Annotated in this window: 3 protein-coding genes; all 3 read left to right on the top strand. The window is 53.3% G+C overall.

The window, feature by feature from the left end; all coding sequences use genetic code 11:
• The first annotated feature begins 1,029 nt into the window (after positions 1 to 1,029).
• Genes ABT130_RS47135 through ABT130_RS47125 form a run of 3 tightly spaced genes read left to right on the top strand, consistent with a single transcriptional unit; the run spans position 1,030 to position 4,135 of the window.
• Positions 1,030 to 2,304, top strand: coding sequence for a TRM11 family methyltransferase (locus ABT130_RS47135; protein WP_350966429.1), 1,275 nt, complete (start codon positions 1,030 to 1,032; stop codon positions 2,302 to 2,304).
• Positions 2,301 to 3,443: a DUF262 domain-containing protein gene (locus ABT130_RS47130; protein WP_350966428.1), complete on the top strand. Its 1,143-nt coding sequence runs from the start codon at positions 2,301 to 2,303 to the stop codon at positions 3,441 to 3,443. The genes ABT130_RS47135 and ABT130_RS47130 overlap by 4 nt, the downstream gene beginning before the upstream one ends.
• On the top strand, positions 3,440 to 4,135 hold the full coding sequence (locus ABT130_RS47125; protein ID WP_350966427.1) for an MAE_28990/MAE_18760 family HEPN-like nuclease: 696 nt from the start codon (positions 3,440 to 3,442) through the stop codon (positions 4,133 to 4,135). The genes ABT130_RS47130 and ABT130_RS47125 overlap by 4 nt, the downstream gene beginning before the upstream one ends.
• Positions 4,136 to 4,244 lie beyond the last annotated feature (109 nt).

Genomic DNA, 4,244 nt, shown 5'->3' with positions numbered 1-4,244 from the left:
GCATGCAGTACCGGCCCGACCTCATTACCGGCTTCTTCAACGAGACCGGTCTGCCCTTCGAACTGGCCTAACTCTGGAGATTTAAACTCAGTAGCGCACGACGATGGCGAGCGGATCGGCCCACCATGCGTTGAAGCGTGCCTCCCAGGCAGCCGCCTCGACGGGGCTGAGCTGGTCCCCTCGGGCCAGCCGTCTGCCCAGGCCCGAGGGCGACGTTCCGACTGTGAGCCCTCCGTGCTGCCACAGATAGACGCGGTCATGCCAGGGCGCCGACGTTTTGGCCTGGACGATATCCCAAGACCGCTGAGCTTGCTCCGCTTTGACGGACAAGGCCGTGTACGCGGCCTCGTAGGCGGCGGGACTACGGTAACCGAGGCTGCTATGGAATCGGTGCAGGTCGTACCAGCCCTTGATGAACTCGAAGATCGCGCTGCGGGCTGCGGACAGCGAAACGTCCGCTCATGCCGCTGAGCGGGCGGTCGAAGGCGCACGCTTCTGCCGCAGAGCGTGAGCGTCGCCTGGTTCGGAACAGTCAGGACTGTCAAGCATCTGGTGGGACTGAAGTGTCAAGCATGTCCCGGGATAGGACACCCATGTCTAGTCCCATGTCCAGTCCCAGCCGGATGAGAACTTTCGATACGTCTTCAAGGCGTGCCGCCTACGGCGCCCCGCCGCGCGTCGGGCGGCCGCTGGCCCGGCTGCGGCTCTCCGGCCGGTCCGGGCCAGCACCGCCCACGCGCTCGCTGGTAGGGCCGCATGCCTCACAGGTTGCCCATCGATCGAAGCCTGGACTGCTGTCATGGCCCGACTTAGAGTCTTCGCCGCAGCCACCTACTGGCGGATTTCCTGCAACCGGAAGATCACCTCAGGCCGTAGACCGCACCTACGGCGGGCAACAGATGGATCACCAGCAGCGAAAGTGACAGCAAGATTAAGACTAGCGGACCGCTTGATACCCATGATCACTTAGGGCTACGCTATCGTAATCCCTGCTCATGGTAAGTCAAGGTCAGAAAGTGGGGACGGGTGTTGAGCATCCCGGTCGGCAATACAGACGAGCAGGATGCGCTGCTTAGCATTGGCGACCGCCTCGCATCTCCCCCACGAAAGCTTACCCCGAAGCGTCCCCAGAGCGATAAAGCGGGTCTCGCGGATGTCTTTCCGTATTACGCAGGTTTCTCCTTCGAGTGGGCAAAAACTCAGCTGAGCTTTGAAGCAGATGTCAATAATTCAGTTATTCTGGATCCCTGGAATGGCAGTGGAACTACAACTCTCGCGGCTCGCGCCAACGGAATCCGCTCCATCGGAGTTGACCTTAACCCAATTGCCAATATAGTAGCGCGATTGCGTGCTCAGGTCGGTAGCAATATTGAACTTTGCCCAACACCTATAGCTTCAAGAAGTCGCATTTCGGAGTCAGATCCGCTACTAGCCTGGTTCTCCAAGAGGACTGCTAATCGCGTCCGTCAATGGTCTAAAGCACTCAGCTTACTCCCTCACACAAAGGCAACCTTGGGATATGTCGCGCTGTTTAGGGTAACTCGATCCCTAACTACAAGGTTCGAGGGAAGCAACCCCACATGGGTACGTCGTGCATCTAGCGCAGAAGATGCCGTAGACGTAACTCAGCATCGCTTGGACAATATGATTGTCCAAGCTCAAGAAGATTTAATCAAAAGACTAGCAGGCGAGTCTTACTCGGAGGCCTCCGTCTCGATCATTAGGTCTTCTTCCACCCATCTCCCAATAGCGGAGAGTTCTGTAGACTTCATCCTGACTTCACCGCCTTATCTTACGCGCATAGATTATGCAGTCGCCTATTCTAGAGAACTAGCGATTCTCGGCTTTGATATTTATCAAGACCGCACGCTTCGCTCAGCGCTGATGGGAACGACTCTCATTCGCCCTTCTCCAGGAGCATTGAACGTTACAAGATATGGGTCGATTGCCGCCGAGTTGGTTTCGAATATCTCAAAGCATAACAGCAAGGCATCTTCAGGGTACTACCTAAAGCAAGCACGACAGTACCTCGATGACCTCGTTACAAGCTTCGACGAGATAACAAGGGTGTCGAAGCCACATGCCATTATGAAGCTTGTCGTGCAAGACTCATACTATAAGGATATTCCGATTCGCCTGGCTGAAATATGCGTAGAAGAAGCTGAGCGGCGAGGCTGGGAGTTTGTCTGTTGGGATCAAGCTGAAGTTACCCGTCTTCTGACCCAAGTGAACACAGCAGCACGAGCTTATACTAAGGGAAAAGTTGCAGAGACAGTGATGACGCTTAAGAGGAGTCAGCGATGAAGAAGAGCCCCACATCACCAGATGATCTAATTCGTTCCGTTGATGAGAAGATTAGCGCTGTCCGTACTCAGACGCTAGATTTCTCGTTCAACGAGCTAGCAGACATGCATGCTGCGGGAGAGCTCATCATAGATCCCGAATTCCAGAGGATGTTTCGGTGGACCGAAGGGGCTCAAGCTAGGTTTATTGAATCACTCTTACTAGAGTTGCCTATTCCTCCGATTTTCTTAATTGAACGAGAAGACCGTATCTACGAGCTAATCGATGGTCTTCAGCGAATCTCGTCATTCCTTCACTTCCGCGGCCAGCTGGTAATCGATGGGAAGCGTCAAGATCCACTAGTTCTAAGCGATTGTGACATCGTTCCGGAACTAAATGGGGTATTTTACCATGATCTCCCCAGGGCTCTTGAAATCAAGCTTAAGCGTAGCTATATCCGAGCAGAGATTCTCCGAAAGGAGAGCGACCCTCGACTTCGGTACTACATGTTCAAGCGGCTTAACACTGGCGGAGAAACGCTTTCTGAGCAGGAGATTAGGAACGCAACCATTCGGCTTCTGTCGAACGACTTTAACGAATTCATTGCTGACCTAAGCAAAAACAGAGACTTTATTTTCTGTATCGGATCAATCTCAGACAACCAGCTCCGTAAGAAGTTTGATCAGGAACTTGTCCTTAGGTTTTTCGCATACAAGAACAGTTTCGAGGCATACACTCATGATGTGGCCGACTTCCTGACAGATTACATGGAGGAAGTCTCGGATCCTCTGAGTCCGACAACATTCGATTACTCAAAGGAAAGAATCGTCTTCGAGAAGACGTTCTTGACGCTTCGCCTAGTGGCAGAGAAGCTGGGAATAGGGTCAAAAGTATTCGGCACTGTTAATCCAAGAACGTCCGAACCCCGTGGACAGTTCTCGGTCTATCACTATGAAGGACTGTGTCTGGGAATTCAGTCAGTGATCGACAAGGTCAACATAGAGGACAGCGAACACATAGATCACCTTGCAACTATAGTTCGCGACGGTAAGTCCGATCGAGAATTCCTGAAGCACGGCGGTGCTGGCAAGAATTACCGGAACCCGCTACGTGCTCGTATAGCGTACTTCGCTGACCGCTTTAGCGAGGTGATCGATTGACTCCGGCTGAGCTGAGGGCCCAGCTAGAGGAGGATCTTGCCTGGCGGCTTGACGAGCTTAGGCACTTACGTAACACACTCCTCGGGACGCGCGAACAGAAGGATTGGCCAGTCTCCTCAATGAGGACCATCCTGGTCATGCAGTACGCCCACCTTGAGGGTTTCGCCCAAAATGCTTTCTCGCTATACATAAGAGCGATAAACGATCAATGCATTTCGGCAAAAGATATTCATCCAAATCTCTTTGCTTGTGCTCTAGTCAAAGAATTTGATGCGGTCCGCCTTGGGGCCGGAAATGACCAAGAGACCGAGGATGGACGTCTCATGCGGCGCGCAAGGCATCAGGTAGACTTCGTACAAAAAATGCGCTCCCTGTCGGAACAAATACTGTCTATTGATGCAGAAGCAGTCGTTTCGATGGAAATGAACTTTGGCTCCGATGTTCTGAGAAGAACTCTATATCGTCTTGGCATACCCGACGGCACAGTGAGCAAGTCGCATTTCACTTCGCTCGAGTTCGTAAGAGTAGCCAGAAACGACATTGCCCATGGCAGCCGTAAGGAACGGATCGAGCCCGGTCTATTCGAAGCCCACAGACGCAAGTGCGAACAGTTCATGGATGATCTTTCTCGCTTAATTACTCATGCTGTGGATAGTGAGTGGTACAAAGCCGATAAAATCGCGAGTGCTTAGGACTGGTCCTTAAGCTGTTGGGTCGGACCGGGGCGCGGTGTCAGCCTTGCGACTGGTCCGTTTCCCCGGCCCGCCCGCCGAACCGGGCGTGCTCGTCTCCAAGCACCCG

The organism is Streptosporangium sp. NPDC001681 (assembly GCF_040298085.1).
GTDB lineage: Bacteria > Actinomycetota > Actinomycetes > Streptosporangiales > Streptosporangiaceae > Streptosporangium.
The sequence above is the reverse complement of the archived record's forward strand: the minus strand, read 5'-3'. Positions and strand labels throughout refer to the sequence as shown.

Bases quoted from the DNA above. Each gene is read 5' to 3' on its own strand.
- ABT130_RS47130 (WP_350966428.1), top strand. From the start codon at position 2,301: ATGAAGAAGAGCCCCACATCACCAGATGATCTAATTCGTTCCGTTGAT.